The sequence below is a fragment of the Mycolicibacterium vinylchloridicum genome, assembly GCF_013404075.1.
Classification (GTDB): Bacteria; Actinomycetota; Actinomycetes; order Mycobacteriales; family Mycobacteriaceae; genus Mycobacterium; species Mycobacterium vinylchloridicum.
The window spans coordinates 96,224-121,054 of sequence record NZ_JACBJQ010000001.1 but is presented as its reverse complement, the minus strand read 5'-3'; the positions used below and the strand labels follow the sequence as shown (position 1 = coordinate 121,054).

Below are 24,831 nucleotides of genomic sequence, written 5' to 3'. Positions count from 1 at the left end.
ATGGTGGGTGTCGTCCCGCGCGCGGGTTTGCTTCGAGGACTTTTGGGGGATTGAGATGGCCACTGCGACCACGAAAATCGTGAAGCGCGGACCGCACCGCACGCTTGGCGTCCGAACTTGGCTGGGCGCGGGCGCGCTGACCCTGGGTGTGGGTGCAGCTCTGGCGGGTGCGACGGCGGTCGCCCAGGCAGACACCGGGGGTCATGCGGCGTCGAGTTCGACGTCGTCGAGCTCGTCGACCAAGTCCGATGCCGGGCCCCAGCGCAAGGCCGGCGTGGCGTCGACCAAGCGGGTGGCGCCGGTGGCCAAGGTGGCGAACGCCCGGCCCGCCGCGGCAAGCAAATCCGCCGTGGGAAGCTCGCAGACCAACGAGACCACGCAGACGATCAATACTCCGTTCGGCCCGATCACCGTGTCGATCAGCGCCACGGTTCCTGACGTCGGTGACAGCGGGCCGGTGACGCTGGACGCGAACGCGAGCACCCCGCTGGGCCGGGTGAAATTGGGGCTGGCGGGCAACGAGGTCTTCACGGCGCCGACGCAGCAGGATCCGACGGCCAAAGTCCAGTTCTCGCTCACGGACGGCACGCTGGTGGTTCCCAAGCCGGTCGCCTTCCTGGTGAGTTCGGCCGGGTCCGCCGTGTTGGGCGCCACGTCGGCCTACAACAGCGCCAACGCGTTCTTCACCGCGGTCCAGCACGGGAACATCATCGGCGCGGCGCAGGCGTTCCTCGAGGGCGGACCCAAGATGGCGAATGCGGTCCTCTTCGGCCAGGAGTCGCTGACTCTGCCGATCAACTTCGGCCAGGGGGAACCCGCGCAGGTGAGCATCCCGTTCGGCGGCTTCTTCGCGCCGCTGAGGCCGGTGTCGGTGACCTGGCCGGGCTACAGCTACGTCGATGAGACCACCGGCGCGGAAGTCACGATCGACCCGGTCGATATCGACTTCGAGGGAACCCAGTTCGGCGGCGTCGTCGGCGCCTTCGGGCAACTCATCGGCCTCCTGTGAGGTCTTGACCACACTCGCTGGATTGGCAGCACGGCGGCTGGGTTCCGTATCTTGGATTGACGTGAGCCCAGCCGACCAGCCGCCGATCAATCGGCGACGCGCGTTGACAGCGCTGGTGCTCGGCGTGGCCGCCCCGGGCGCACTGGCCGCCTGTGTCAGCGGCGGGCCCGGCAAACAGGCCGCAACGTCAGGCCCCCCGCCCAAGCCTTCGCTGAATTTCACCCCGGCCGACGCGACCAAGGACGTCATGCCGACGACGCCGGTCAGCCTCCAGGTCAAGGATGGCTGGCTGCAGCACGTCACCTTGACCAATGCCGACGGCCAGGCCGTCGCCGGGGTGCTCGACCGCGAGCGCACCGCGTTCACGATCACCGAGCCGCTGGGCTACGGCGTCTCCTATACGTGGGCGGGTTCGGCGGTCGGGCGAGACGGCAAGGCGGTGCCGGTGGCCGCGTCGTTCACCACTGTCGACCCCACCACCACGGTCAACGGCCAGTTCCAGTTGTCCGACGGGCAGACCGTCGGGGTGGCGGCGCCCATCATCCTGCAGTTCGACGCCGCGATCGACGACGAGCACAAACCCGGCGTCGAGAAGGCGCTGACCGTGACCACCACCCCGCCGGTCGAGGGCAGCTGGGCGTGGCTGCCCGACGAGGTCGGCGGCTCGCGGGTGCACTGGCGCACCAGGGACTACTACCCGGCTGGAACCAAGGTCCACGTGGACGCCCGCCTCTACGGCGTGGAGTTCGGCGAGGACGCCTACGGGGCGGCAGATTCGACGCTGGACTTCGACATCGGCCGCCGCCAGGTCGTCAAGGCCGACGCGACCTCACACCGCATCCAGGTGATCACCGACGAGGGCGTCATCATGGACTTCCCCTGCAGCTACGGCGAGGCTGACAAACCCCGCAACGTCACCCGCAGCGGCATCCACGTCGTCAGCGAGAAATACGCGGATTTCTACATGACCAACCAGGCCGCCGGCTACAGCAATGTGCACGAGCGGTGGGCGGTGCGAATCTCCAACAACGGTGAGTTCATCCACGCCAACCCGGCCTCGTCGGGTGCCCAGGGCAACACCAACGTCACCAACGGCTGCATCAACCTGTCCACCGGCGACGCCGAACAGTATTTCGGCACCGCCATGTACGGCGATCCGGTCGAGGTGACCGGCACGTCGATCCAGCTGTCCTACGCTGACGGCGACATCTGGGACTGGGCGGTGGACTGGAACGAGTGGACTTCCATGTCAGCGTTGTCGTCTCACAAGCCGGAGACGAGCATGCCCAGCACGGCCCCGGCCACCCCGACCGATGCGCCCACGTTGTCGGGCACACCCACCACCACGACAACGACGACGAGTCCCCCGACCACGTCGAGCCCGACGACAGGTGACACGACGTCGACCCCGGCTACGACGGGTACCGCTACGACCGGCGGTTGAACCGGCTGGCGCTGGCCTGATCCCGTGGCCGGATGACGATCTGGTCCAGGTTGACGTGCGACGGCCGTGATGCGACGAAGCCGATCACCTCGGCGACATCGGCGGCCACCAGCGGTGTGATGCCGGAATAGACGGCGTCGGCGCGCTGCTCGTCACCGCCGAAACGCACCAGGGAGAACTCCGTCTCCACCGCGCCGGGCGCAATCTCGGTGAGCCGCACCGGCTTTCCGAGGAGTTCACCCCGCAGTGTCCGATGCAGCGCGCCCTGCGCATGCTTGGCCGCGGTATATCCACCGCCGTTGTCGTAGACCTCCAGGGCGGCGATCGAGGTGACGGTGACGATCAGTCCGTCGCCGGATTCGACGAGCTTGGGCAGCAATGCCCGTGTCACCCGCAGGGTCCCGAGGACGTTGGTCTCCCACATCCAGCGCCAGTTGTCGACGTTCGCCTCGGCGATCGGTTCCAGGCCTTTGGCGCCGCCGGCGTTGTTGATCAGCACATCCACTCGCGGCAAACCGGCTGCCAACGCGGTGACGGCGGCGTCGTCTGTGACGTCGGCCACGACGCCGGTTCCACCGATCTCGTCGGCCAAGCGCTGGATGCGGTCCGCCCGGCGCGCCACTGCGACGACGTGAAAGCCAAGGGCAGCAAGGGTTCTGGCGGTCGCCTCACCGATACCTGAGCTGGCGCCGGTGACCACGGCCACCCGGGAATGGGCGTCTGGAGTCGTCATCGGTCCAACTCTAGTAACTGTGCTATTTTCTCTGCGTGATCCGTTTCGGTCTGGCCAGCTGTCTGGCCGCGCACACCGCGTGTTGTTGTCACGCGATTCGCTGCGCCTGACAGATACGGACAGTTTCTTCTCTCGTCCAGCTCACGTCGCCAGGTGTGGCATCAGCCCCCACTGGAGACTCGAGAAGGACACCCCCGAATGCGCACCGTCGCCCTTTCTTCCCACGATCCGCTTCGCGTCGCTGCTCGTCCGCATCCGCTGCGGACCCGCCACCACGTCGTAGCCCCGTCGCTGCGCATCCCCGAGGCCGCCGTCGCGTCGGTCTTCGCGGCGGTCCGCCAGCGCGGTGCCATCGGCCGGGATGTGATCGCCCAGGTCACCAATCTGTCGATCGCCACGGTGAACCGCCAGGTCACCGCCCTGTTGGACGTCGGCATCCTTCGTGAGCGCGCCGACCTCGCCGTATCCGGCGCCATCGGTCGGCCACGCGTTCCGGTCGAGGTCAACCACGAGCCGTTCCTGACCCTCGGCGTCCACATCGGCGCGCGGACCACCAACATCGTCGCGACCGATCTGCTCGGTCGCACCCTCGACGCCGTCGAGACCCCGACACCGCGGGGTGGGCAGGCCGCGGCACTGGCCTCGCTGGCCGGCAGCGCCCGGCGCTATCTGAGTCGCTGGCATCGCCGCCGCCCCCTGTGGATCGGCGTCGCGATCGGTGGTGTGGTCGACAGCGTCACCGGACACGTCGACCACGGCCGGCTCGGCTGGGCCCAGGCCCCGGTCGGTCCGGTGCTCGCCGAGGCGTTGGGCCTGCCGGTGTCGGTGGCATCGCATGTGGACGCGATGGCGGGAGCGGAAGTTCTGCTCGGGTTGCGGCGCCCGCCTGCCCCGACATCGAGCAGCCTGTACGTCTACGCCCGTGAAACCGTCGGCTTCGCCTTGGTGATCGGGGGTCGGGTGCACAGCCCGTCCAGTGGCCCCGGCACCATCGCCGCACTGCCGGTGGCCTCCGAATTGCTCGGCGGCAGTGGACAACTGGAGTCGACGGTCAGCGATGAGGCCGTGCTGGCCGCCGCGCGCACGCAGGGCATCGTGCCCGCCGCCGGCCCGGGGGCCTCGATGGCGACGCTACTGCGCACCGCCCGCCAGGGGGCCACACCTGCCGCGGTCGGTGCCCGGGCGTTGCTCGCCGAGCGGGCGCGGGTGCTGGGCGGCGCGGTGGCGCTGCTGCGCGACATGCTCAACCCCGACGACCTCGTCGTGGGCGGCCAGGCGTTCACCGAATACCCCGAGGGCATGCAGTTGGTCGAGGCGGCGTTCGCCGCGCGTTCGGGGCTGCCGACCCGCGACATCCGGGTGACCGCATTCGGCAACCGGGTGCAGGAAGCCGGTGCCGGCATCGTCTCGCTGGGCGGGCTGTACGCGGACCCGATCGGCGCTTTGAGACGGGCGCAGAATCGCCGCGACACCGCGGTGTAAAGATGGAGGCGTGCGGTACGCCCGGGAACTGACTGACAGTTCGGCCGATGGGATGCCGCGACGCGTTGCGGTGTTGTCGGTGCACACCTCGCCTTTGGCCCAGCCCGGCACCGGTGATGCCGGCGGCATGAACGTCTACGTCCTGCAAACCGCGCTGCACATGGCCCGCCGCGGCGTCGAGGTGGAGATCTTCACCAGGGCGACGTCCTCGTCGGATCAGCCGATGGTTCGCCTGGCCCCCGGGGTGCTGGTGCGCAACGTGGTGGCCGGCCCCTTCGAAGGGCTCGACAAATACGATCTGCCGACTCAGCTGTGTGCGTTCACCGCGGGCGTGCTGCGTGCCGAGGCCAACCACGAGCCCGGCTACTACGACATCGTGCATTCGCACTACTGGCTGTCGGGTCAGGTCGGCTGGCTGGCGCGCGATCGCTGGGCGGTGCCGCTGGTCCACACCGCGCACACCCTGGCCGCGGTGAAGAACGCCGCGCTGGCCGAGGGCGATTCGCCCGAGCCACCGCTGCGTTCGGTGGGTGAGCAGCAGGTGGTCGACGAGGCCGACCGGCTGGTGGTGAACACCGAAGATGAAGCCCACCAACTGATTTCGCTGCACAACGCCGACCCGCGGCGGATCGACGTGGTGTATCCGGGCGTCGACCTCGAGACGTTCGTCCCCGGCGAGCGGGCGGCCGCGCGGGCTGCGCTCGGTCTGCGGGCCGACGAGCCCGTGGTCGCCTTCGTCGGTCGCATCCAGCCGCTGAAGGCACCCGATGTGCTGCTGCGCGCGGCGGCGCAGCTGCCCGGGGTGCGCGTGCTGGTCGCAGGCGGGCCGTCCGGCAGCGGGTTGGCCGCACCCGATGCGTTGGTGGGTCTTGCCGCCGAATTGGGTATCGCTGAGCGGGTGACGTTCCTTCCCCCGCAGTCGCGCGAGCAATTGGTCAAGGTGTACCGGGCCGCCGATCTGGTTGCGGTGCCCAGCTATTCGGAATCGTTCGGATTGGTCGCGGTCGAAGCGCAGGCCTGCGGAACGCCGGTGGTGGCCGCCGCGGTGGGCGGGCTGCCGGTTGCAGTGGCCGACGGTGTCAGCGGGGCCCTGGTGTCCAGCCATGACCCCGCCCAGTGGGCCGGCGCGATCGACGGGTTGCTGCGGCGTGACCCGGGCGAGCTCAGCCGCGCTGCCGTCGCGCACGCACGGCGCTTCTCCTGGGACGACACCGTCGACGGGCTGCTCGCCAGCTATGGCCGTGCGATCAGCGATTACGGCAGTGCCCGTCGGCGCGGTGCGGCCGGCGACGCGCTGGCTCGGCGCAACAGCCGGCGCTGGTCGATGCGCCGCGGGGTCAGGGCCTGATGGGTGACGTTCGGCAGACCATCGAGGACGCGCTGACCGAACATGGTCTGGTCTACAGCCGCCATGAGGGTGCCCACGGCGGCCTACCGGGACTGATCGTCGAGCTGCCGGGGGAGCGCAAGCTCAAGACGAACACCCTGCTGAGCATCGGCGAGCATTCGGTGCGCGTCGAGGCGTTCGTCTGCCGCCAGCCCGACGAGAATCATGAGGGCGTCTACCGGTTTCTGCTCAAACGCAACCGCCGGCTCTACGGCGTGGCCTACACGCTGGACAACGCCGGCGATATCTACCTGGTCGGGCGGATGGCGCTGGAGGCGGTGACCGCCGACGAGCTGGACCGGGTGCTCGGGCAGGTCCTCGAGGCCGTCGACACCGACTTCAACACCCTTTTGGAACTCGGCTTCAAGTCGTCCATCCAGAAGGAATGGGCGTGGCGGGTCTCGCGCGGTGAATCGCTGAAGAACCTGGAGGCCTTCGAGCACTTGATCGACGACGACGATGCAGAGTCCTCGCGCAGCCAGGACGACGAATCGCGCCCGTGAGAGGATTTCGGGCATGGCTGACTCCACACTGATCCTGCTGCGGCACGGCGAGAGCGAATGGAACGCGCTGAACCTGTTCACCGGCTGGGTGGACGTCGACCTGACCGACAAGGGCCGGGCCGAGGCGGTGCGCGGCGGAAAGCTGATGGCCGAGCAGGGCGTGCTGCCCGACGTGCTCTACACCTCGCTGCTGCGCCGCGCGATCACGACGGCGCATCTGGCGCTGGACGCCGCCGACCGGCTGTGGATCCCGGTGACCCGCAACTGGCGGCTCAACGAGCGGCACTACGGCGCGCTGCAGGGTCTGGACAAGGCCGAGACCAAGGAGAAGTACGGCGAGGAGCAGTTCATGTTGTGGCGGCGCAGCTACGACACGCCGCCGCCGCCGATCGAGCGGGGCAGCACCTACAGCCAGGACGCCGACCCGCGCTACGCCGACATCGGCGGCGGCCCGCTGACGGAGTGCCTGGCCGACGTTGTCGCCCGGTTCGTCCCGTACTTCACCGAGACGATCGTCCCGGATCTGCAGGCCGGTAAGACGGTGCTGATGGTGGCGCACGGCAACTCGCTGCGGGCGCTGGTGAAATACCTGGACGGCATGTCTGACGCCGAGGTCGTTGGCCTGAACATCCCGACCGGCATCCCGCTGCGCTACGACCTGGACGCCGATCTGAAGCCGCGCGTCGCAGGTGGCACCTACCTCGATCCGGAGGCCGCTGCCGCCGGTGCCGCCGCGGTGGCCAGCCAGGGCGCCAAATAGTCCGCTGATCCACCCGGTTTGGGAAACACCGGGTAAACGGGGGCGGAATACATGCGTGCTGAGAGTGTGACGTGACCCGATTTAGCCGCACGCTGCTGGGATGACGTTCACCGGATGCGTACGCTTTCCCTGTGAGTGTTGTCTCGGTGGCACTACTGGTCACCGCAGCGGCGCTGGTAGCGCTCGCTTTCGGTCTTGGGATCGGGGCCGCTCTCACTCCACGCATCCTGGAGCGCAGGCAGCGCCGCGCGATCACCGAAGCGGGCATCACGGTGTCGCAGATGTTGCAGCACGTCGTGTCGCTCGCGCCGATCGGCATGGTGGTCGTCGACTCCCACCGCGACGTGGTCTTCATCAACGACCGCGCCACGGAACTCGGTCTCGTGCGTGACCGCCAGCTCGACGAGCGGGCCTGGGCCGCCGCCCAGCATGTGCTGGCCACCGGTGAGGGCGTCGAGGTCGACCTATCGCAGCAGCCGCAGCGAGCGGCAACCGGCCGCTCGGGGCTGTCGGTGCGCGGACATGTTCGGCTGCTGAGCAAGCAGGACCCGCGCTTCGCCGTGGTCTACGTCGACGACCAGTCCGAGCAGGCCCGGATGGAAGCCAGCCGGCGCGACTTCGTGGCCAACGTCAGTCACGAGCTGAAGACGCCCGTCGCCGCGATGGGCGTGCTGGCCGAGGCGCTGCTGGAATCGGCCGAAGATCCCGAGACCGTGCACCACTTCAGCCGAAAGATCCTCACCGAGTCCCAGCGGTTGGCCAACATGGTTGGTGAGTTGATCGAGCTGTCCCGTCTGCAGGGTGCCGAGCCCCTGCCGGACCTCGACGGAATCGACGTGGATTCTGTTGTCAGCGAGGCTATTTCGCGCCACAAGGTGGCCGCCGACAACGCCGATATCAAGGTGACCACCGACGCGCCGAGCGGCTTTCGGGTGCTGGGCGATCAGTCGTTGTTGGTGACCGCGCTGGCGAATCTGATCTCCAATGCGATCGCCTACTCGCCTGATGGATCGAAGGTCTCGATCAGCCGCCGTCGTCGCGGCGACAACATCGAGATCGCAGTCACCGACCGGGGAATCGGCATCGCCCGCGCCGATCAGGAGCGCGTGTTCGAGCGATTCTTCCGGGTCGACAAAGCGCGCTCCCGTGCCACCGGCGGCACCGGCCTGGGGTTGGCCATCGTCAAGCATGTGGCGGCCAATCACAACGGCAGTATCCGGCTGTGGAGCCAGCCGGGAACAGGCTCGACGTTCACCCTGTCCATACCCGCCTATCCCAACAACGACGAAGACGAACCGGCCGATCAATCGGCCATTGACGAGGAGGCACTACGCCAATGACCAATGTGTTGATCGTGGAGGACGAAGAGTCCCTGGCCGATCCGCTGGCTTTTCTGCTCCGCAAGGAGGGGTTCGAGGCCACTGTGGTCGGTGACGGCCCGTCAGCCCTTGCCGAATTCGACCGATCCGGCGCCGACATCGTGCTTCTCGATCTCATGTTGCCCGGGATGACCGGTACCGATGTCTGCAAGCAGCTGCGCGCCCGCTCCAGTGTGCCGGTGATCATGGTCACCGCTCGCGACAGCGAGATCGACAAGGTCGTCGGTCTGGAACTCGGTGCCGACGACTACGTCACCAAGCCCTACTCGGCGCGCGAGCTGATCGCCCGCATCCGTGCCGTGCTGCGCCGCGGCAGCGACACCGAAGACTCCGGTATCGGCGATGCCATCCTGGAGGCCGGGCCGGTGCGCATGGATGTCGAGCGCCATGTCGTCACGGTGAACGGCGAGCCGATTACTTTGCCGCTCAAAGAGTTTGACCTCTTGGAGTACCTGATGCGCAACAGCGGGCGGGTGCTCACCCGTGGTCAGCTCATCGACCGGGTGTGGGGCGCGGACTACGTCGGCGACACCAAAACCCTTGACGTCCACGTGAAGCGCCTGCGGTCGAAAATCGAAGCCGACCCGGCCAACCCGGTGCACCTGGTCACGGTGCGCGGGCTGGGCTACAAGCTGGAGGGCTAGGACCTCGTTGGCGGTGGCGGCGCCTGATCTAGTAGGCGCCCTCGCCGCTGAGGACCGTCTTGACGGTTTTGCCGATGATCACCAGATCCTTGATGGGTGACCAGTTTTCGATGTAGCTGAGGTCCAGGCGGACGGCGTCTTCGAGCTGGAGGTCCGAGCGTCCGCTGACCTGCCACAGACCGGTCAGCCCGGGCTTGACGGTCAACCGTTGACGAACCAGGTAGTCGTAGGAGTCGACCTCGCGGCGAACCTGCGGCCGAGGGCCGACCACGCTCATATCACCGCGCAACACATTGATGAACTGGGGTAGCTCGTCGATGCTGTACTTGCGGATGATCTTGCCGACCCACGTGATTCGCGGATCATCTTTCGGCTTCCAGAAAATCGGGCTGCTGCCGTCGGCGGCGATCATCGCCGACGCGCCGGCGTCGGCGCCGTCGACCATGCTGCGGAACTTGAGCATCTTGAACGTGGTGCCCCGCAGGCCGATCCGCTCGGACACGTAGAACACCGGGCCGGGGCTGGACAGCCGGACGGCCAGCGCCGCGACTGCGAACAGCGGCGCGATCGCGATCATCGCCGTCGTCGCGAAGACGATGTCGAAGGCCCGCTTGGCCGCCGAGTTCGCCCCTTCATGCTGCGGCTTGGTCACCTCGAACATGGCCATGCCCGCCACCGGCCGGCTGTGCAGCCGGTCCTCGGCGATGTCGACCAGCCCGGGGGCGATCAGCAGATCCACGCCCAGGGAATCGAGCTCCCAGATCAACCGGCGGATCTCGGTGGGGTGCAGGTGGTCGGTGGCCGCCAGGGCGACGGTGTGCGCCCCGGTGCGGCGCACGGCATCAGCGATCGCCTGATCGATCCCGACGACGGGGATGGACTGCCCGTCGACGTCGATGCCGTGGTCCTGCGCTGTCGGTCCGGCGGGGGTGCAGATCCCGACGACGCGGTACCCGGCGCGGGGGTCACGAACAAAGGTCGCCGCAACGTCGGCGGCCGATCTCGAGCTACCGACGACGAGTACCGAAACCTGGTGCTCGGCACGGCTGAGTTCGGCGGCCTCAACCCGGCGCCGGTGGCGGCGGGTGAGCAGCAGGCCGATCAGTCCGGCCGGGAATGCGATGGCGAGGTAGGCCCGCGAGACGTCGACGTGCAGCAGCAGCGCGCCGATCGCGATCAGGCCAAACACCTGCAGCGTGGCCAGCGTGACGCTGGTGCACTCACCGACGCCGCGGCCGACGACGCGGCGCGCCCGGTAGCCGTTGAGGCCCAGGGCGGCCATCCACAGCGCAGCCAGACCGGCCGATCCCACCGCGTAGTTCAGCAGCGCATCCGGATTGCCGGCAAACACCGACACCGTCGCGGTGGCCAACGTTACGCAAATAATCGCGGCGTCACTGACGACCATCCGCCTGGAATGCCGAACGTGTCGTACCTCGCGCCGCGAGGCCCGCTTCTCAGGCCACAGAGCAGGGATGCTGTTCTCGAAAAATAACGGCGAGGTCGAGTTTTGGCGAATATCTTTGTCCCAGTCATTACCAACTGACGTGTGGTTATCGGACTGTTCGGCCAACACAGCGAAAATCCGCCCTTGTTATCGGAGAACTGCTATTAACTGCACCGTAACTCCACTTAGGCCGCATGGCAACCGCAACCGCGAATGGCGTGCGTCACTTGTATTGTGCAGAGTGATGCAGATTCAGCAAATAATCAGCAGAACGTGCTGCTGGGCGTTGTCAGTCCGTGCCGAAGGCGTCGTCATAGGCAGCGAAGACCGCTGGCCGTGAATACCGGGAGAGGAAGTGTTCGCGCGCCTGCGCCGAGATTTCGGCGTTGTAGGCGGGGTTGGTCAGCGAGCACAGCAGCTCGGTGAATTCGGCGGGCTCTGCGCTCACCAGCACGCCTGTGCCCGGGCCGCTGGCGATGCCCTCCGCGCCGATGGGGGTGGACACCACGGGCAGGGCGCGGCCGAGGGCCTCGACCACCTTCAGCTTGATGCCCGAGCCGAACCGAACCGGATTGACCAGGGCGGCCGCCCCGCCGAGAGCTTCGCCGAGGTCGGTGACGTACCCGTCGACCTGCACGCTGTCGCGCAGCGTCGCCGCCAGCTCGGACAACTCGGGCCGGGCCTCGCGTCCGATGACCCGCAGCCGCGCGCCGGGCAATCGCTCGACGATCTGCGGCCAGGCTGTGCGCAAGAACGAGCGCAGACCATCATCGTTGTGCGGCAGGGATAGCAGTCCCAGGAAGACGAACTCCGGTTCGCCGTCCCAGTGCCGCTGGGGCGAGGCAGGGGCCATCACCAGCGGCGGAACGCTGCGGATGCGATCATCCGGCGCACTCGAGCGGTCGGCCAGCACGCTCGCCTCGTCGGCGTTGACCAACAGCGAGCGACGGAACCGGTGCACCGTGCGGTCCTCGCTGCGCCGGACCAGCGACCGCTCGGCGCGCAACAGCAGCGTCTGGCTATGCCGGTGGTTGGCCAGCGGGCGGAGCTTCGCGGGCACATGTTCGGCGAAGTTACCCAGCGGGCTGACGTTGATCTCGCCGTAGCGTTCGGCGGCTGCCAACATTCGCTCGTAGCGCTCGGAGAACAGGTCGTCGAGATAGCAGACCTGGGTGGCTGCCACCTGGTCGGATGCGTACTGAGCCATCCGGACGGTGTCGTATACCTGCAGATCAGGGCGGATCTTGCCGAGAATTTCGGAGATGCCCGCGGCGGTCCGCCGGGAACCCAGGAAGGCTTCCTGCAGACTGGCCCGGCCGGTGGCGACCTTGGTGACGAGATTGCCGAGCACCTGGGCGCGGCTGGGGCCGGGCACGACGTGCACCTGAACCGGAAATTGCTGTTGTGGCGGTGCGCCGACTTTGATGTAGTGCACGTTGTCGTGCCCGTGCCGTTCGCTGAGGTAGTCGATGAACCCCGCGAGGACGACTTTCTTGCCCGCATCGGTCGGATAGGGGTCGACGGCACTGATCAGCGCAACAGCCACCGCGTGATGTTAGCTAATCTGCGAAAATTTGCCCCGAACTCGTCAGGCTGGGGGGCTGGTCGGCGTAGTCATTTCGGGTAGCAGGACAACGCGACCTGCGCCTCCTTCATGTACGAAGGCGCGTTGACACCGAAAAGCCGCAGGATCGTCGGAGCCACCGACGTCAGCGGGATCCGTTCGTCGACCCGGCGAGGCGTCGCGGACTGTACCCAGAAGCAGCCGTCGGGATGGTGGCGGCCGCTGCGAAGGCTGTGGATTCGGTAGAAGTACTCGTCGAACGGAACCTGCTTGCCGTCGGGCAGCGTCATCATCGTGCGGGCCTGCGACCATTCGTTGATCGCGCAGCCCGCCTTGAATCGTGGCCCCTCGGCGTCCTGCATACGGAACAGCGGATCATCGCCGACTCGGCATTGGTCGAGGTGCGCGATGGCGCGCGCAGCGGCCGCTTCGTCGGGGAAGGACAGCAAGAATTCCTCAGCCATCAGCGGCGCAACGTCCGCACTGGTCATGTCGATGCCGATGAGCCGGAGCAACTGGTCGAAGTCCTTGGGCCGGTAGGTGCACTTGGTCGTGTCCCAGGGCTGCTGACTGAGCGCGGTGGCGAACACCAGGCGGTCGTCGGGGAAGTCGGCCAAGAAGCGCCCGATGAGCTGATCGTTGTTGCGGTAACCCTCGAGCATCGCGTCCGCCAGCGACGTGTGGTCCTCCGCCGGCGACGGCAGCGAGAAGATCTCGGGCCGGAAGTTCCGCCAGTAGTAGTGCTGGAGGTGGGCTGTCGAATTGGAGAAGAAGGTGGCGAAGGCGACCTCGTGACGGCGGACCAGATTGCGAAAGACGTCGTACGACATGGCGTCCAGGGCGAACGACCGTCGCCACTTCACCCCCGGGTCGCGGCGTTCTTGGAGGAGCTGCCGCACCGTGGATCGGGCGGTGGCCGGCGTCAGGCCATGTGTGGCGAGGTATCTGGCGAAGGGCAGTGCGGCCCGCTTGTCCAGCTGATCGGACGAGTTCTCCTGCACGGCAGACACCACAAAGTTGGTGAACGCCTTGATGTCGGCGGGATGCGGGGTCAGCTCCGCGTTCCACGGGTCGGGTATGACAAACCCGTCCAGCGGTCCGTAGTCCATGTTCATCGAGCCGAAAATGCCGACTGTGAACCCGGCAGCGGCCAGTTCACGGGCGATCCCGCGCCCCGCGACCAGATCCGCTTCGCCCAGGTGCTGGATACCGTGATCGCGGTCCGGGATGCCGGTGTGCAACGTCGGCCACTGCACCCACGGCTCGAGGTTGATCTCGCTCGCGGCGTCGGTGACGAAGACCTCCGAGGAGTCCCGCAGCTTCCGGAAATTCGGCAACTCGCCTGCGTCGATGAACTCGTCGATCAGAGTCGGACTCAACTCGTTGAATTCGATCTGGATTGTCCGTCGCATCGGCAACTCCACCCGGTAGGTCCTGGCGTGAAGATAGCATGAGCGCCGTCGCGTCGAGGGGCGCCGCAGTTACCTCCCCGAAGTTCGCCGGGCCGACAGGCCAATCAACAGTCGTCCCAGTTCAGACGGCGCTGTATTGTGACCAGCACCCGAGTACATCGGTAACGAGAAAATCGGGTGGACGACAACTTGTGCGCGGCACGGCGAGACTGAAGGACCGGACATGACCAAGCATCGCAGGACGATTGCCGTCTTCGCGTTCATCGGCGCCATCGTCGGCGCGGCACTGGGATACTTCCTGGCCCCGCAACCGCACTGGTACCAAGCATCGGCCAATGTCGCGCTTCTGCCGGCGCCGGATCTGACCACTGAGCAGTCCTCGGCGTTCTGGGAGGTGCTCACCCGGGGCCAGGTCAGCAGGACGGCCGCGGTGCTCTACAACGACGCTCGCTGGGTGCCGTCGGCGGCCAATGCGGCCAAGGTCCCGCAGGCCGATCTCTCGCTGTCCGCCGCGGCGCTGCCGGATACCACGATCGTGGTCGTCACGGTGGTGGCTCACTCGGCGGATGCCGCCGAGGCGGGCCTGAACGACGTATTGAACCGGGCCACACCAGAAGTCGCGTCATTGGCTGCGCCCTACGCCGTGAAAGTGATGTGGCCGCCGCAGAACAATGCTCTTCCGCTGCCGAGCCCGCGCCGCTCGCAGGTCGCCGCAGCCGTGGCACTCGGCGGATTGCTTGTCGGCGGCGGCGCAGGCTGGATCGTCGCCCGCTCGCGAGATCGGCGAAATGACCCGGCGTCTGGTCGTACCGGCCCGATTCGCGAAGAGGTGCTACCCGGGTTATGACCGGGTCGATCCGGGCCACGCCCCAGTCCGGCGAACTCGCGGCGATGGCCCTCGTCGGTGGTGCCGCGACGATCGTGGCTGTGGTCATGTTCGGATCGCGTAGCCCGTTGTTCGTGATCGCCGCTCTGATCGGTGGCGTCGGCTTGGTGTACGCGGCGCGGCGCCCCCTGCTCGCGCTCATCGCGATGGTCGCCATCGAGGCGAGCAATCTCTCCGGCGTGCTCGAGCAACACGGCACTGTTCCGGTTTTCCAGGCATCGATGGCGCTCGGACTCCTCGCGGTCGTGCTCGGCCTGCGCGATCCGCAGCTACGGGCCCGGCTCAATGTCTGGACAGTGATCTGCGCCGGCTTGGTGGCTGTTTTCCTGGCGACCCAGATGGTGGCTGCGATGGGCAGCACCGACCTGGCGGCGTCGCTTTCGTCGGTGCGCCGCACCGCTATTGACTTGCTCTTTCTGATGCTGGTGCTGATGCTGGCCCAGATGACGGCGCGGCCATGGACCGTCGCGATCACCATCGTCACGGTCCTGGCCCTGTTGTCGGTCCTCACCGTGATCGACTTCGTCGTCTTCGGTGGCTCCAACTCGTTCGGCGGATTCTCCATCGTCACAACGTCTTCCGGCGAACTGGTGACGACGCCGCGATACGGCGGCCCGCTACCCGACTCGAACTTCTGGGGCAGGCACCTGATCATGGGTCTGCCGCTGGCGGCGGCGCTGCTGACGCGGTCGCTGCGGGCGTCGGACCGCAGGGCGGTGACCCTGGTCGTCTTGTCGATTCTCGCGCTGCTGGCCGGTATCTACCTGACGCAGTCGCGCGGCACATTCCTGTCGGCCGGCGTCGCGATGGTGGTGTGGTTCATCGCTTCTGAGCGATCGGTACGGCGGTGGTCGCTGGTCGCCGTTCCCGCGGTGTTCGCCTCGTCGTTCGTGCCCGGCATCGGTAACCGCCTGCAGGACATGTTCCAGCAGATCAGTCGCGTCGATGAAGCAAGTCACGTCGACCCGTCCCTGTTAGGGCGGCTCGCCGCGCAGGAACAGGCCGCAATGATGTGGTCGCAGCGGCCCTATTTCGGCTTCGGTCCCGGCACATTCGCCGGTGAGGTGATCAATTTCGCCGGGCGGGTGTCCACGGCGGTACGGGAGCCGAATCTGGCGGCGCACAACCTTTATCTGTCGTTGCTCGCCGAGACCGGGGTGTTCGGTCTCATCGGGTGGACGCTGATGGTCGCGGGCTTCCTGGCGATTGTCATCTTGCGGATCATCGCGCAGCCCCGCTCGGCCGACCGGGTTCTGGTGGCCGCGCTAGCCGCTGCGATCGTCGGGTGGTCGGTTTCCAGTGTCGGGCTGCATTTGTCGTACTTCCGCACCTTCGCATTGGTGCTGGCCATGGTCGCAGCAGTTGCGCCGCAGTGGCCGGTGTCCGACGAGATCATCCGGCGGTTCCTGCGCAACGCCGGGATCTGGCTGGTGGCCACCGTTCTGGGTGGGGCGTTCTTCTGGGCGTACCTGACAGCGAACAGCACTTCGGTGTACCGGGCGACCCAGCATTTGACTCTGATGCCCGCCCAGCCTCCCGACGGCTATTTCGCGTACGCCCTCGACGTCCGGTCCAGGATCGAAATGCTGCCCACCATGGGAAGAGTGCTGCGCGACGGACAGTCGAGTGTCACCATCGACGCGGATGCCGTCCGTGGGCTTCTCACGTTCACCGGCGAGGCGGACAGCGCGGATCGGGCGCGCGACGAGGTTCAGCGTGCCGCGGCCATCGCGAGTACGCGGTTGAGCCAGGTGAGCGGTTACGACCAATACGTACTGGAGTCCGTCGGCAGTATGGAGATCGCGCAGGCCGACGATCACACGAACACCACGGTCTTCGTCGCTGTCGCGATCGGGATTGCCGGCGGGCTGGTCACCGGGATGTTGCTGTTCGCACTGGTGGGCGGTAGGCGTACAGAGCATCCGGATCCCGTAACGCCGTCGTCGGTCGACGAGCGCGTTGCCGCCGAATGAGAGCTACCGACAACGCTATTCACCGCATGCTCGACAGTCGATCAGGGCGATCCGTCGCCGCGGTGGTGGTGATCGTGACCGTGGTGGCCGCAGTCTTGACTGGGCGGGCGGCCTGCTCGAAGACCGTCGAGGGTGGGCTCGCCAATCCCTTTGCCTCCGACAGCCCGTGGCGGCGCACGATTCCTCAACAGCCGACGGTAGATCCGAAGAGCGCGGCGATGATCGAGTACGTCCAGTCCACCCGCGGTCTGTTCGCCAACATCGTGGAGTTCGGCATCCCGATCTATTCGGCCGGCCCGGATGCCCCCACGTTCGATGTGAAATGCACGGGACCAGAATGGGGTGTCTGCCCCTTCGCCGGCTGGCCGGTGCCGATTCCCTATGGGGCGAAGCCAAATTCGGGTTCGGACGGCGTGCTGGTCACCGTCGACGAAACCAGCTCGACCATCTTCGAGTTCTGGCAGGCAGTCAAAACGGGCAACGAATGGTCTGCGCAGTGGGGCGCGGTCAACAGTCTGCGCGGGTCGGGCTGGGGCGGCTCGGCTACCGGATCCGGCGCCTCTCGGCTGGGTGGCGTCATCCGCGTCGCCGAGATCAGGGCCGGCGTGATACCGCACGCCCTGGCCTTGCAAACCAGCAACGCCTGCACGACCTTTCGGCCACCGGCACTGAAGTCCGACGGCAAATCGACCAGGGCTGACTGCCTCCCCGAAGGCGCTCACCTGCAACTGGATCCGGCTGTTGACCTGAGTGCGCTCGGTCTGAGCAGGGGGGAGTTGGCGGTCGCGACTGCCATGCAGCGCTACGGCGGATACATCGTGGACGTCGGGGGTGCGCCACTGAGCGTGAGCTTCGAACTCGAGGCCTCTGCGGCGCCGCCGGCGCTCGGCAAGACCTACCAAGCCGCGGGATTCCGTTGGGATTACGACCCGATGGAGCGGGTGCCGTGGGAAAAGCTGCGAGTGCTGAGCTGACACCGCTGCTATCGTGCACAAGTGGCCCTCAAGCACGCCGTGTACGACGCCGTCAATCGACCTCCGACCCGCTGGCTGCTCGGACTCGCCGCCTCCGCGAAAGCCACCCTGGGCGGCGATCGTGCGTTGTTCACCTACGACCGGCAGACCGGTGATTGGCTGAAGCGCACGCGGGCCGGCGCCATGCTCCTGCCAGACCTGCGCGGCGGCGAGGGAATGGATGCCGGACAGTGTGACGAATTCGCGCGGGAGGTCTTCCTGGCGGAATACTCGATTCGGCCGGGAGACGTCGTTCTCGACGTCGGGGCGGGGATCGGGACCGAGGCCCTTCCGTTCTCCCGAATGGTCGGCGATTCGGGCAGAGTCATCGCTGTCGAAGCGCACCCGACGACCTACGCCAAGCTGGAACGCGTCTGCCGGGCCAACGATCTGCGCAACGTCGAGTTGATCCACGCGGCTGTGATGGACTCCGAAGGCACGGTGAAAATCACTGACCTGCAGGCTGAGTCGTATCTGGAGAACAAGATCGGCTCCGAGGGAGTCCCGGTTGCGGCGATCACGATCCCGGGTCTGGTGGCGAAGCTGAAGCTGGACCGCATCGACTTCTTGAAGATGAACATCGAAGGCGCCGAATTGCCCGCCCTGCGCGGTGCAACCGATGTGCTCCCGATCGTGCGGAACGCTGCGATCGGGTGTCATGATTTCCTGGCCGACGAAACCGGCGATGAGTCCTACCGCACCAAAGAAGCCGTCCACGCGATCCTGGTCGACGCCGGCTTCACGGTGACATCGAGGGCGGACGATCCGCGGCCGTGGGCGGCCGGTTACCTTTTCGCTTCGCGCTGACGGTCGCCGCTTTATGATGGCCGTGAAATGGCTGCGGCTCCAAGTCGATCGGGGACTCTTCGGGTGGGACAGGGCGAGGATCCGACCATAGCCGGCGAGGATCGCGACCAGACCAAGGACGAGCCGTCGGCAGCACCGGAGCCCACGCCTCCGACGGGCCGGCAGGCCGCGTGGAACTATCTGGTCTTCGGTCTGAGCAAGAGCTCAACGCTGATCATGACGATCGTCGCGGCACGGCTGCTCGATCCCGCTGATTTCGGTCTGTTCACCCTGGCGCTGCTGGTCGTCAATCTCTTCGACTACATGAAGGATCTCGGGGTCGGCGCCGCACTCGTGCAGAGCCCCGGGAAGTGGGACCGCCTGGCCCCGACGGGGCTTACCCTCACGGCGATCTTCGGTGTCATCGCCGGGGCCGCACTGGCCGTCGCCGCCCCATATGGCGCCCAGATGGTCCGCCAACCGGAACTCACGCCCCTGATTCGAGTGCTGGCCATCGGCCTCACCATCTCGGCGTTCAGCGTGATCCCCGCTGCCCGGCTGCGGCGCGATCTCGACTTCCGGCAGCGGATCTGGCCCGAGTTCGTAGGCTCGGCCGCCAAGGCGATACTCACGATCGCCCTGGCCGCCGCCGGGCACGGGGTGTGGAGCCTCGTCTACGGCCAGCTCGTCGGGACCATACTGACGACGATCTTGTACTGGGTGGTCGCCCGCACGCCCGTGCGATTCGGATTCGACCCGCAACAGGCCCGCAACCTCGTCCGCTACGGGACGGCGCTGACCGGCGTCGCTCTGCTCAGCTTTGCGATGTTCAACACCGACTATCTCTTCATCGGCATGCGGCGCGGGGATGAGCAGCTGGGCCTGTACACCTTGGCCTACCGGCTGCCCGACTTGCTGGTCCTGGCACTGTGCAACGTGATCAGCGAGGTGCTGTTCAGCTCGCTGTCTCGGCTTCAGCATGCACGCGAGCGTCTTTCGGAGCACTTCCTCCAAGTCATGGCGGTCACGATGGCGTTGAGCGCACCGATCAGCGTCGCGCTCGCCACCGTCGCCCCCGCCGTCGTCGCCACCCTGTACGGACCCCAATATGCCGGTGCCGCACCGGTCCTCGTGGTCCTCTCGGTGTACGGTCTGCTGTTTTCGGTGTCGTGGCATGCCGGCGACGTGTTCAAGGCCATCGGCCGGCCGTCACTCCTGCTCGCGACGGGCACGGGCAGGCTTGCGCTCATGGTCGGGCCGGTGTGGTGGGCCGCAGGCCACAGCATCGTCATGGTGGCCCTGATGCTGGTCGCCGTCGAGTTGGTGCTCCTCGTGGTCAACACCGTGCTGTTGCGCCGAGTCGGTGGAATCACCCCGGGCCAGTTGTGGAATGCGGTAGGCGGACCGTTGCCCGCGGCGGCCGGGATGGGCGTCATCATGCTCGCGATCGCCTATCTCATGACCGGGCTGCCGGATCCGCTGATCCTGGTCGCGGCCGGAGCGGCAGGTGTGCTGACCTACATCCTCGGGCTTCAACTCAGTGCGCCGAGTCTGTTCGAAGCGGGACTCTCGGTAGTCCGGCGCGTTCGTGGAAAGGGCGCTGACGAGGCAGCGAGTTCGGTTGTCACCCAACCGCGCAACCACTTCGTGATCACGGTCCTTGTCATGATAGGCCTGTCGCCCGTCATCACCGCGGTCAACAGCCTGCGACAATTGGGAGGTTCTCGGTGAGTGACCGGCGACCGGCGCCCACGCGGGTACTGATGATCCTGGACTCGTACAACTTCGGTGGTGCCGAGAACCTGATCGCCGAGCTCGGGCGGTACGCGCCTGCGGCACTTGATGTGTCGGTCGCGAGCCTGGCGCCCGAAGAGAGCAACAGGAACGCCTTGTACGGGCGTCTCGCCGACGCGAATCTGAACCCGACCTACATCTCGGTGCGAAAGCTGCTGGATCCCATGGGTTTCGTTCGACTCGTGCGGACATTGCGACAGGCTCACGTCGACGTCGTACATGCGCACCTCGGGTATTCCGCGACCCTGGTGCCGCTGGCTGCCCGGCTGGTCGGCCTGCCCGTGGTCGCCACACTGCACCTGAGCCCGCAGCCCCATACCAGCCGAGGCGAATGGTTCAAAGAGTTTCTCTCGGTGCGGATCCCGGCTCGGCTGGGCCGGATCGTGCTGGTGTCACAGCATGCGTTCGACCAGTACGCCAACAGATACGGCCCGGCGCGCTCCACCTGGCGAGCAATCCCCAACGGGGTGGATGTGGATCGCTACACCGTCCGAGGCGGCACCCGCTGCACCGATCAACCGGTGTGGGCCGTCGTGGCCGCGCTGCGCCCGGACAAGAATCACGTCGATCTCATTCGCGCCTGGGCCGGTGTCGTGGCGGTGCATCCGAAAGCAAAACTGTTGATTGTCGGGGACGGTCCCAGCCGTGCAGACATCGAAAATGCGGTTTCCGAAGCGGGATTGACGGACTCGGTCGAGCTGCTCGGCCGCCGCGAGGACGTCCCCGACATCCTCGCCACCGTCGACGGGGTGGTTTCGGCATCTGTCGACGAAGCCCTTCCGACCGCGCTGATCGAGGCGGGCGCCTCTGGCCTGCCCGTGGTGGCCTCTGATGCCGGCGGAACCCGCGAGATCGTGGTGGACGGTGTGACCGGACGGCTGGTGCCGCTACGCGACGTTCCCGCGTTGACCGACGCGCTGCTGGAGGTCATCGGAAATCCAGAGCTGGCAGCAGCATTCGGTGCAGCAGGCAGAGCTCAGGCGGAGGCCAAGTATTCGATGCGGACGTGGGTCGACAAACTCGACCGCCTTTATCAGGAGGTCATCGGTGAACGCGCCTGACCGAGCCGCCGCGTCTGCCTTGACGGTGGCGCACGTGATCCACTCCCTCGGTCCGGGCGGTGCCGAGTCGGTCTTGGTCGATCTGGCCCGTGCGGCTCCGTCTGCGGCGATTCGCCTTGTCGTCATCGGACTTTCCGACGCACATGCCGAGGGCGGCATCGACAACCGCGCAGTCCCGCTACTGCGTGATCAGGGCGCGACTGTCTACGAGATGCATTCAGGCCGTTACGATCTCACCGCGGTCACGCGGTTGGCGAAGATACTCAGAGATGAACGCGTCGACATCGTGCACACCCATCTCAAGCACGCCGATCTGGTCGGCGGTCTGGCCGCCCGGCTGGTCGGTGTGCCGTCGGTGTCGACACTGCACGTCATCGACATCCCGAAGTCTCGGATGTCGCGGCTGCGGGTCAAGGCGGCAGTGGTCGGCCGTCGGTTCCTGTCGAGCGCGGTGATCGCCCTTTCCAGCGCGCAACGGCGGTGGTACGCCGAATACGCTGGTGCCGCGGCCCCGGTCGTGGTGCTGCCCAACGGTGTTGTCGAACCTCAGGTGACCCGCGACCGCGCGGCGATCCGCGACGAGATCGGGGTGCCCGAGGATCACCTGCTGGCGGTGTGCGCGAGCCTGATGCGGCCGGAGAAGGGCCACGCCGATCTCGTGGAAGCCGTGCGGCTGTTGCCCGCTGATGTCCCGCTCGTCGTCGCGCTCGCCGGCGACGGCCCGCTGCTGGGAGATGTCCAGTCCGCTGTCGATTCTGATCCTGTTCTGAGCCAACGGATTCGGGTACTCGGTTTCCGCAGTGACGTGCCTGATCTGATCGCTGCCGCCGACTTCGTCGTCCAGCCGTCGCTGGAGGACGCGCTGCCCACGTCGCTCATCTCGTCATTGGCCGGCTCCCGGCCGATCGTGGCGACCAACGTCGGCGGCATTCCCGATATCGTCGGCCCCGGCTGTGGGTCGCTCGTGGAGGCGGGTCAACCGAGCGCCTTGAGTTCGGGAATCGCCGACATGGCAACAATGATCCGGACCGATCCCGGGGCGCTCGCCACCATCGGGCACGCTGCGCGTCACCGCTACGACACGATCTACAGCGCTGGTGTCTGGGTCGAGAGCCTCCGTGCGCTGTACGAGCACGTGCTCGGTCGTGGGCCGGCGAGAGCAGCACAATCCGTTGTCCTGGTCGAGTTTCCACCGTCGGGCGGGCTGTACCAGTTCTCGCTGCAACTCGGTGAGGCGCTGGCGCGCGCCGGTGACAGCGTGGAACTCATCACCGGCCCCTCCCCTGAACTGGGCTCTCGCGAACTCGCTTGCCGAGTCGTGTCCATCCTGCCGACCTGGCACCCCACCGCCGGCGCAAACCTCCCCGAGCTTTTGCGTAAGGGCCGCAGGGTGATTCGGGCCGGGCAGCACACCGCGGCCTGGGGGGTGTTGCTCGCGCACCTGATCCGCACCCGGCCGGATGTGGTCGTGTGGTCGGCATGGCGGTTCCCGAGCGACGGCTGGGGAGTGCGGGCGGTGCGCAGGATTCTGCCGAAGGCACTGCTGGTGCTGGTCGCTCACGAGCCCCGCGCGTTGGTCGAGCAGCCCGGCCAGGACGGGTTGTACAAGACGTCGCCTCTGATGACCTCGGCGCTGGGACCGGCCTACGCCGCTCTCGACGTCGTGTTCGTGCTCGGCGAGGCGGCGAAGCGGATTCTGCTCGAGACGTGGCCGGTGACCGCGCCGGTCCACGTGATCCCACACGGCGATGAGGGAATCTTCGTCTCGCCCGACATGCCGAGCCCCGCGACGACCGCTCCGGTCGCCCTCTGTTTCGGAACCGTCACCGCCTACAAAGGCATCGACACCCTCTTCGAGGCGTGGCCTGCGGTGCGCGCCCAGGTCCCCGATGCCGAATTGGTGGTCGCCGGGGCGTTGGGACCGGACATGGCCGAGTCGCAGCTTCGCGCCGAGGTCGCTCGGCTGGCCGGAGTCACCCTGGATCTCGGGTACATCCCGGTCTCCGACGTGGCGTCCTACTTCGCGCCGGCGCGCTGCGTGGTCCTGCCCTACAAGCGCAGCTCGCAGTCCGGTGTCGCCCATCTGGCATACACGTTGGGCCGTCCGGTCGTGGCAACCCGGGTCGGCGACATTCCGGTGGTGGTCCGGGACGGGATTTCGGGAATCCTCGTCGATGCCGACGACCCCGATGCACTCGCCGCTGGACTGATTGCGCTGCTGACCGATCCCGCACTCGCCGACGTCATGGGCAAGGCCGGTGAACAGAGCCTGGCCGGTGCGTCCTGGGACGAGGTCGCAGCGCTGGTCGAGGCGGCCCTGTCGGACGCCCGAAACACCCGGGACGCAAGGGGATTGGGCTACAACACGTCTCGCTGATCGAATCCCGGCCCCTCAACGGCCTTTCAGATCCCCAGCTTCAGTACGACGCCGTTGAGAACCGCGAAGGCAAGGTAGTTCATCCGCAGAAGGCGCACATGTGCCGGCGAGCGGCGTAGATAGACGCCGAGGGCCGGCCCGACGTGGCCCTGTCGGGCCAATTCCTCTGCCTCGTTGGGGAATTTGGCGACCCGCATGCCGACGGGTGGAGTGCGGTGCCTGGGCGGACTGTCGGTCAGGTTGGCGGAGAACAGATATCCGGCCGCCGTGTCGAAGCGATCCTGGTCGTAGTTCAGCATCCCGCCGAATGGCCGAATGTTGAGGTCGATCACCCAGTGCCGCCCCTGGTCGTCGCGAATCGCCTGAAGGTCGATCGGCCCGCACGTTGCGACACCGCGACAGACGGACCGGCCGACTTCGGTGAAGGCCGGGTCGTCGATGACCTCATACCCGAATGCTGCGTTGGTGGGGTCTGACGCGGAGTCGAAACCCTTGCAGGTCATCTCCTGGACGATGCCCTCGTCGGTCATCATCGCCCCGTACGAGAGGATCGGGCCGTCGACGAAACGCTGATAGAAGTAGTCCTCGGCCGCACCCATCTCCGCGGCCGCCCGTTCTGCGTCGGCGACCGAGTGCGCGATCCGCACACCTGAGCCCGCCGCGCCGTAGTTGGACTTGACGACGATGGGCAGGCCGAGCTTCTGCACGGCTTCCGGGGCCGGTAGGTACCCCGGGAGTTGATCGGGCACCAGGGCGCCGCGCTCGACGGCCAAGACTCCTGCCGCGGTCTTGTCGCTGAGCCGTCGCTTGACCCGCAGGTCGGCCGCGATCTCCGGTGGCATCCGGTCGATGAGATCATCGCTCATGTGGTCGAGCAGGCTGTCGGTCACACAGAGTCTGGCCGGCCGAAATGGCGCGAGCAGTTCGGGCAGTCGGGTGAACTCGGCGACGTCTGACAGATAGATGGCGTGTTGGTAGAGCAGGCGATCGACCAAACGCGCGATGCGCCCGGTTCTGGCCGTCGTGACCCGGACTGTTCCGTACCCGTGTCTGCGCACGAGGGCCGCAACCTGGTGGAAGCTATGCCACAACGGGTCGTCGTCGACGAACACCACGGAGCCTCGATCGGACTGCCTCATCTGAACCTCCGTCGGCGGAGAAAGAGAACCGACAGATT

General features: G+C 66.9%; 20 protein-coding genes. 15 read left to right on the top strand and 5 right to left on the bottom strand.

The features are described from left to right. The first annotated feature begins 55 nt into the window (after positions 1-55). Both HPC46_RS00635 and HPC46_RS00630 read left to right on the top strand, forming a co-directional pair. On the top strand, positions 56-1,009 hold the full coding sequence (locus HPC46_RS00635) for a hypothetical protein (RefSeq protein ID WP_179466279.1): 954 nt from the start codon (positions 56-58) through the stop codon (positions 1,007-1,009). Positions 1,010-1,070: 61 nt separating this feature from the next. Continuing rightward, positions 1,071-2,453: a L,D-transpeptidase gene (locus HPC46_RS00630; RefSeq protein WP_179466278.1), complete on the top strand. Its 1,383-nt coding sequence runs from the start codon at positions 1,071-1,073 to the stop codon at positions 2,451-2,453. On the opposite strand, the gene HPC46_RS00625 is transcribed toward HPC46_RS00630, so the two are convergent. Next, the gene (locus HPC46_RS00625; RefSeq protein ID WP_179466277.1) at positions 2,437-3,186 is read right to left on the bottom strand and encodes an SDR family NAD(P)-dependent oxidoreductase; all 750 of its coding nucleotides are present in this window, start codon (positions 3,184-3,186) and stop codon (positions 2,437-2,439) included. The genes HPC46_RS00630 and HPC46_RS00625 overlap by 17 nt on opposite strands. 198 nt (positions 3,187-3,384) lie before the next feature. Here HPC46_RS00625 and HPC46_RS00620 point away from each other — a divergent pair, with 198 nt between their 5' ends. The 6 genes from HPC46_RS00620 to regX all read left to right on the top strand — a co-directional run bounded on the left by HPC46_RS00620 (position 3,385) and on the right by regX (position 9,341). Next, complete coding sequence (locus tag HPC46_RS00620) at positions 3,385-4,668, top strand: ROK family protein (RefSeq protein WP_179466276.1); 1,284 nt, start codon at positions 3,385-3,387, stop codon at positions 4,666-4,668. 52 nt (positions 4,669-4,720) lie between these two features. Next, positions 4,721-6,016 (top strand): D-inositol-3-phosphate glycosyltransferase, encoded by a 1,296-nt coding sequence (gene mshA / locus HPC46_RS00615; protein WP_179466518.1) that lies wholly within the window; start codon positions 4,721-4,723, stop codon positions 6,014-6,016. Continuing rightward, the gene (locus HPC46_RS00610) at positions 6,016-6,558 is read left to right on the top strand and encodes a type III secretion system chaperone family protein (RefSeq protein ID WP_179466275.1); all 543 of its coding nucleotides are present in this window, start codon (positions 6,016-6,018) and stop codon (positions 6,556-6,558) included. Before mshA ends, HPC46_RS00610 begins: the two co-directional genes overlap by 1 nt. Positions 6,559-6,571: 13 nt before the next feature. Beyond that, positions 6,572-7,318 carry a phosphoglyceromutase gene (locus HPC46_RS00605; protein ID WP_005143361.1) on the top strand — a complete coding sequence of 249 codons (747 nt, stop codon included), beginning with the start codon at positions 6,572-6,574 and terminating at the stop codon, positions 7,316-7,318. Between the two features lie 131 nt (positions 7,319-7,449). Then, a complete protein-coding gene (locus tag HPC46_RS00600; protein WP_179466274.1) occupies positions 7,450-8,658 on the top strand; it encodes a sensor histidine kinase in 1,209 nt (402 codons plus the stop codon). After that, complete coding sequence (regX, locus tag HPC46_RS00595) at positions 8,655-9,341, top strand: two-component sensory transduction protein RegX (protein WP_108053022.1); 687 nt, start codon at positions 8,655-8,657, stop codon at positions 9,339-9,341. The genes HPC46_RS00600 and regX overlap by 4 nt, the downstream gene beginning before the upstream one ends. Positions 9,342-9,369: 28 nt before the next feature. Here the strand turns inward: regX and HPC46_RS00590 are convergent, their stop codons facing one another. The 3 genes from HPC46_RS00590 to HPC46_RS00580 all read right to left on the bottom strand — a co-directional run bounded on the left by HPC46_RS00590 (position 9,370) and on the right by HPC46_RS00580 (position 13,764). After that, positions 9,370-10,749, bottom strand: a complete 1,380-nt coding sequence (locus tag HPC46_RS00590; protein WP_407665455.1) for a sugar transferase — start codon at positions 10,747-10,749, stop codon at positions 9,370-9,372. A gap of 328 nt (positions 10,750-11,077) precedes the next feature. Next, positions 11,078-12,334: a glycosyltransferase family 4 protein gene (locus HPC46_RS00585; protein WP_179466272.1), complete on the bottom strand. Its 1,257-nt coding sequence runs from the start codon at positions 12,332-12,334 to the stop codon at positions 11,078-11,080. Positions 12,335-12,402: 68 nt separating this feature from the next. Further along, complete coding sequence (locus HPC46_RS00580; RefSeq protein WP_179466271.1) at positions 12,403-13,764, bottom strand: alkaline phosphatase family protein; 1,362 nt, start codon at positions 13,762-13,764, stop codon at positions 12,403-12,405. A 223-nt stretch (positions 13,765-13,987) separates the two neighbouring features. Here HPC46_RS00580 and HPC46_RS00575 point away from each other — a divergent pair, with 223 nt between their 5' ends. From HPC46_RS00575 to HPC46_RS00545, 7 genes are all read left to right on the top strand, one after another. Beyond that, positions 13,988-14,611 (top strand): YtxH domain-containing protein, encoded by a 624-nt coding sequence (locus HPC46_RS00575; protein WP_179466270.1) that lies wholly within the window; start codon positions 13,988-13,990, stop codon positions 14,609-14,611. After that, positions 14,608-16,623, top strand: coding sequence for an O-antigen ligase family protein (locus HPC46_RS00570; protein ID WP_179466269.1), 2,016 nt, complete (start codon positions 14,608-14,610; stop codon positions 16,621-16,623). The genes HPC46_RS00575 and HPC46_RS00570 overlap by 4 nt, the downstream gene beginning before the upstream one ends. Before the next feature lie 26 nt (positions 16,624-16,649). After that, on the top strand, positions 16,650-17,597 hold the full coding sequence (locus HPC46_RS00565) for a hypothetical protein (protein ID WP_179466268.1): 948 nt from the start codon (positions 16,650-16,652) through the stop codon (positions 17,595-17,597). A gap of 21 nt (positions 17,598-17,618) precedes the next feature. Then, the gene (locus HPC46_RS00560) at positions 17,619-18,443 is read left to right on the top strand and encodes an FkbM family methyltransferase (protein ID WP_179466267.1); all 825 of its coding nucleotides are present in this window, start codon (positions 17,619-17,621) and stop codon (positions 18,441-18,443) included. A gap of 63 nt (positions 18,444-18,506) precedes the next feature. After that, positions 18,507-20,153, top strand: a complete 1,647-nt coding sequence (locus HPC46_RS00555) for a lipopolysaccharide biosynthesis protein (protein WP_325096519.1) — start codon at positions 18,507-18,509, stop codon at positions 20,151-20,153. Further along, positions 20,150-21,277: a glycosyltransferase family 4 protein gene (locus HPC46_RS00550; RefSeq protein WP_325096518.1), complete on the top strand. Its 1,128-nt coding sequence runs from the start codon at positions 20,150-20,152 to the stop codon at positions 21,275-21,277. Before HPC46_RS00555 ends, HPC46_RS00550 begins: the two co-directional genes overlap by 4 nt. Then, positions 21,264-23,654 carry a glycosyltransferase gene (locus tag HPC46_RS00545; protein ID WP_325096517.1) on the top strand — a complete coding sequence of 797 codons (2,391 nt, stop codon included), beginning with the start codon at positions 21,264-21,266 and terminating at the stop codon, positions 23,652-23,654. The genes HPC46_RS00550 and HPC46_RS00545 overlap by 14 nt, the downstream gene beginning before the upstream one ends. A 26-nt stretch (positions 23,655-23,680) precedes the next feature. Here the strand turns inward: HPC46_RS00545 and HPC46_RS00540 are convergent, their stop codons facing one another. After that, positions 23,681-24,793, bottom strand: a complete 1,113-nt coding sequence (locus HPC46_RS00540) for a hypothetical protein (protein ID WP_179466265.1) — start codon at positions 24,791-24,793, stop codon at positions 23,681-23,683. Positions 24,794-24,831 lie beyond the last annotated feature (38 nt).